At 62.5% G+C, this 4,841-nt stretch carries 4 protein-coding genes and 1 pseudogene; 4 read left to right on the plus strand and 1 reads right to left on the minus strand.

Annotation, left to right across the window (positions count from 1 at the left end; genetic code table 11):
• Positions 1-728: pseudogene (locus tag I5W_RS08860) on the minus strand (AraC family transcriptional regulator); the annotation flags it as partial.
• Positions 729-865: 137 nt separating this feature from the next.
• On the opposite strand from I5W_RS08860, the gene I5W_RS08865 reads away from it, so the two are divergent.
• The 4 genes from I5W_RS08865 to I5W_RS08880 form a co-directional block, all read left to right on the plus strand.
• Entirely contained in the window at positions 866-2,536 is a 1,671-nt protein-coding gene (locus tag I5W_RS08865; protein ID WP_044528951.1) for an AMP-binding protein, read from the plus strand.
• A gap of 48 nt (positions 2,537-2,584) precedes the next feature.
• Positions 2,585-3,349, plus strand: a complete 765-nt coding sequence (locus I5W_RS08870) for an SDR family NAD(P)-dependent oxidoreductase (protein ID WP_044528952.1) — start codon at positions 2,585-2,587, stop codon at positions 3,347-3,349.
• A gap of 68 nt (positions 3,350-3,417) precedes the next feature.
• Positions 3,418-4,620, plus strand: coding sequence for an acetyl-CoA C-acyltransferase (locus tag I5W_RS08875; RefSeq protein ID WP_044528953.1), 1,203 nt, complete (start codon positions 3,418-3,420; stop codon positions 4,618-4,620).
• A gap of 36 nt (positions 4,621-4,656) precedes the next feature.
• The coding region (locus I5W_RS08880) for an acyl-CoA dehydrogenase family protein (RefSeq protein ID WP_148289069.1) at positions 4,657-4,841 on the plus strand (185 nt) is incomplete at its 3' end.

Below are 4,841 nucleotides of genomic sequence, written 5' to 3' on the forward strand. Positions count from 1 at the left end.
TTGTTTCAGGCAGTCGCGCAGCCGGGTCACCCTTCGGGTGTCGTGACGATAGCGCACCAACAGGTGGCCCGGACATCGCGCAGGAAGGGCTTCAGGGCGATGTCGGAGCGAATTACCGNGAAGTCCAGGTAGACGGCATCGAAGCTCAGGCAGCAGCGCGGCTTGTTGAAGTTGACGGGCACCCCGAAGAATTCCAGGTAATCCGGCCGTCCTTCCGGCAGCGCGCAAGAAAAGTCGATGCGTTGCAAGGGAATGCGCCGGCCCACCAGCCAGCAGGCCAGTCCCAGCAGCAGTAGCAGAAACGTCCGATAGGCGAAGGCAGGATAGGGCGATCTGTTCTTGATCAGGATGATGTGCGCCTTGCCGTCCTCGACGTGCAGTTCGCCATAGGGCTCATCGAGCACGATGCGCAGGAAGCGCAATGCCCGGCGCAAGGCCTGACCCAGCGACTGCGAATGCAGCACGGCATGGCAGAGCAAGGTGAAGCTGCCCTGGCGCATGGGACGGGCCGACAGGCCGAAGAATTCATCGTCCGTGATGCGCGCAATCGCCAGCCACAACGCCCCATATTGCTCGGCGGTGACGGGGCCGAGCTCATCTTCATTGCTGGCCAGCCCGGCTTGCTGGAGCACCGGTGCCGTCTCGTATCCCTGCCTGAGCAGGCAACCCAGGGCATCTTCAACGAAAGCGAAAGGGATGGAAGGCGTGTCGCTGGCCTTTTTCAACATGGTAAATCCGATCAAGGAATCAGCAGGTATTTGTCATTGCTTGCAATGTTCTGCCCGCCTAGTATCTATTGCCATACACAGCGAAGTCACCGAAGTTACCAGTGTAAGCGCAAAAAATACAAAGTGGAGACGACACCATGCCTGCCCCTATCCCCGTGCCGCGCAAGCCGGACTATGCCGACGTCTATGCAGCATTTCGTATCGAAGCGCTGCGAGAGCAGTTCCAAGGAGACTTCGAGACCGGCATCAACGCCTGTGTCGAGTGTTGCGACCGGCATATCCAGGGCGATAAGATCGCCCTGGATTTTGTCTCCATACATGGCCAGCATCATCCATACAGCTTTGCCCAGATCCGTTCGATGGCCTCGCGGGTGGCCAATCTGCTCAAGCAGCAAGGCATACAACCGGGCCAGATCGTGGCCGGAATGCTGCCGCGCACGCCGGAACTATTGGCCACGGTGCTCGGTACGCTGCGCGCCGGTGCGGTCTACCAGCCGCTGTTTACGGCCTTCGGGCCCAAGGCGATCGAGCATCGGCTGGCGCTGAGCGGGGCTCGCCTGATCGTCACCAATGTGGCCAACCGGGCCAAGCTCGATGAGATTGCCCATTGTCCGCAAGTCTGCACGGTCAGGGAGAGCAGCGACCCCTTGCGCGCTGGTGATATCGATTTTCGCGCGGCCGTGGACGCCCAGTCCGATGACTTCGCGCCGGTCATGCGAAGCGGTAGCGACCTGATGTTCATGATGTCCACCTCCGGCACCACAGGTGCGGCCAAGGGCGTGCCGGTGCCGCTGTCGGCCTTGCAGGCGTTCGCGGTCTACATGCGCCAGGCAGTAGGTTTATTGCCGCAGGACAAATTCTGGAACATGGCCGATCCGGGCTGGGCCTATGGTCTCTATTACGCCATCATCGGCCCCTTGGCCATCGGGCAGGGCATTACCTTCAACGAAGCCGCATTCACCGTCCAGGGGAGCTACGAGCTCATCCGCCGCCTGGGCATCACCAGCCTGGCCGGTGCTCCCACCGCCTATCGCATGATGATGGCCGCCGGCGAACAAGCGGCCGCCAGCGTCAAGGGCCAGCTGCGCGCCGTCAGCAGTGCCGGCGAACCCTTGAATGCCGAGGTGGTGCGCTGGTTCGCCAGCGCCCTGGATGTCCCCATCCATGACCATTACGGACAGACCGAACTGGGCATGGTGGTCAACAACCACCACGCCTTGCAGCATGAGGTCGTGCCAGGGTCGGCCGGCTTTGCCATGCCAGGCTATCGGGTGGTGGTGCTGGACGATAATCTGCAGGAACTCGGTGCCAACCAGCCCGGCGAACTGGCCATCGACATTGCGCGCTCGCCGCTGTTCTGGTTTTGCGGTTACTGGAAGCAGGAGACGCCTGCCATCGCCGGCGGTTATTACGCCACCGGCGACAACGTCGAGCTGGAGAAAAACGGTAGCATCAGCTTCATCGGTCGCTCCGACGACGTCATTACCTCGGCTGGCTACCGGATCGGGCCCTTCGATGTCGAAAGCGCGCTGCTGGAGCATCCTGCGGTGGCCGATGTGGCCGTCATCGGCTTGCCCGACCCGGAGCGCACCGAGATCGTCAAGGCCTTCGTGGTGCTCTCGGACAAGTTCAAGGCCAGTGACGAATTGGCGGAGCAATTGGCGCAACATGTCAAACGGCGTCTTTCCGCTCATGCCTATCCTCGCGCCATCGAGTTTGTCGATGCCCTGCCCAAGACGCCCAGCGGCAAGCTGCAGCGTTTCGTGCTGCGCAAGATGGAAGCGGACCGGCGGGCCGAGCAGCCCTGAAACGCGTTGATCGCGTTCGATGCAATCCAGAATAATCGAGGAGGAACAATGGCTATCAAACAAGGTGTCTATGTCGTCACCGGCGCGGCTTCCGGGTTGGGTGCGGCCACTGCCGAGCAGCTCATCAGAGCCGGCGCGCAGGTGGTGCTGGCTGACGTCAACCCGGTGGCTGGTGAAAAGATGCAGGCCACGCTCGGCGCCCACGCCAGATTCGTCTTGACTGATGTCACCAGCGAGGCCAGCGCGCAGGAGGTCTTTGAGATCGCCGGCGCCATGGGGCCGGTGGTCGGCCTGGTCAATTGCGCCGGCATTGCGCCGGGCGAAAAGCTGCTGGGCAAGAATGGCGTGCATCGATTGGACAGCTTCATGCGTGCCATCAACATCAACCTGGTGGGCTCGTTCAACATGGCGCGCCTGGCGGCGCAGCACATCAGCGCCGGCCAGGCCGACGCAGAGGGCGAGCGTGGCGTCATCATCAACACGGCCTCGATTGCTGCCTTTGAAGGGCAGATGGGGCAGGTGGCCTATGCCGCCTCCAAGGGTGGGGTGGTGTCGATGACCTTGCCGATGGCACGCGAGCTGGCGCGTCATGGCATACGTGTCATGACGATTGCGCCCGGCATCATCGAAACGCCCATGATGCTGGGAATGCCCGAGGAGGTGCGCGAGTCCCTGAGCCGCAACGTACCTTTCCCGCCTCGGCTGGGCAAGCCGTCCGAATTCGCCAGCCTGGTCATGTATATCCTGGAAAACCGCTATATGAACGGCGAGGTCATCCGCATGGATGGCGCACTTCGCATGAGCGCCAAGTAGCGGTATCCAGGGAGAGTCGTCAACGAACAAGACGCGTGAATATGAATGAAGTTACCAAGAGGAAAACCATGTCCGCAGACCCGGTGGTGATTGTGTCGGCCGCCCGTACCGTGATGGGCAGCTTTCAGGGGGCACTGGCTGATCTGCCGGCGCCCCACCTGGGGGCGCTGGCGATAGCGGCGGCCCTGCAACGGGCCCGCTTATCTGCACAGCAGATCGCGCAGATCGAACAGGTATGGATGGGCTGCGTGCTGCAGGCTGGCCTGGGCCAGTCCCCGGCACGCCAGGCCGCCTTGCGTGCCGGCTTGCCGCAGTCGGTCGCCTGCGCCACCTTGAACAAGGTCTGCGGCTCGGCCATGCAGGCCGTCATGCTGGCGCATGACAGCATCCTGGCCGGGTCGGCGTCGCTGGTGGTGGCTGGCGGCATGGAGTCGATGTCCAATGCCCCCTATCTGCTGCCCAAGGCGAGACGCGGTTACCGGCTGGGGCATGACAGGTTGCTGGATCACATGTTCCTCGATGGACTGGAAGACGCCTATTCGGACCAGTATCGCGGCCGCCTGATGGGAACCTTCGCCGAGGATTGCGCCAGCGACTTCGGCTTCACCCGCGACCAGCAGGATGCCTACGCGGTGCAGTCCACCTTGCGCGCGCGCCAGGCGATCAGCAGCGGCGGTTTCGACTGGGAAGTGTTTGCGGTCGAGGTAGCGGGAAAGAAGGGCAGCGTCGTGATCGCTCAAGATGAGGGACCGATGGCGGTGAACCTGGAGCGCATCGCTACGCTCAAGCCAGCTTTCCGTGGCGATGGCACCGTCACTGCGGCCAATTCCTCTTCCATCTCTGACGGCGCGGCGGCCCTGGTGTTGATGCGCGAATCGGAAGCTCTGAGGCAGGGCCTGACGCCCCTGGCCAGGATCCTGGGCCATGCCTCGTATGCGGGTGCGCCCGAGAAATTCCCCACCGCACCCATCGGCGTGCTGCGCAAGATATTCGCCAAGACCGGGCTGGATGCCGCCAGCACCGACCTGTTCGAAATCAACGAGGCGTTTGCGGTAGTCCCCATGGCGGCCAGCCGGGAACTGGGCATCGACATGGAGAAGATCAATGTCCATGGTGGTGCCTGTGCACTAGGACACCCTATCGGTGCCTCCGGGGCGCGCATCATCGTGAGCTTGTTGGGCGCGCTCAAGGCGCGCGGGCTCAAGACCGGCATCGCCAGTCTGTGCATCGGTGGCGGTGAAGCGACTGCCATCGCCCTGGCGCTGTCGTGACGGTCGAATGCCGTTTGTAGGGAGAAAGAGATGGACATGTTGTTGAGCCCTGAGCACGAGATGATTCGTGATGCCATGCGTCAGTTTGCCCAGGAACGCCTGTTACCTTTTGCCGCGGACTGGGACAAAAATCACACCTTTCCTGCCGAGGCCTTGAAGGAACTGGCCGCATTGGGCGCGATGGGCATGTGCGTGCCGGAGCAGTGGGGCGGTGCCGGAAT

This window comes from Herbaspirillum sp. B65 (assembly GCF_000333555.1).
GTDB lineage: Bacteria > Pseudomonadota > Gammaproteobacteria > Burkholderiales > Burkholderiaceae_D > Herbaspirillum > Herbaspirillum rubrisubalbicans.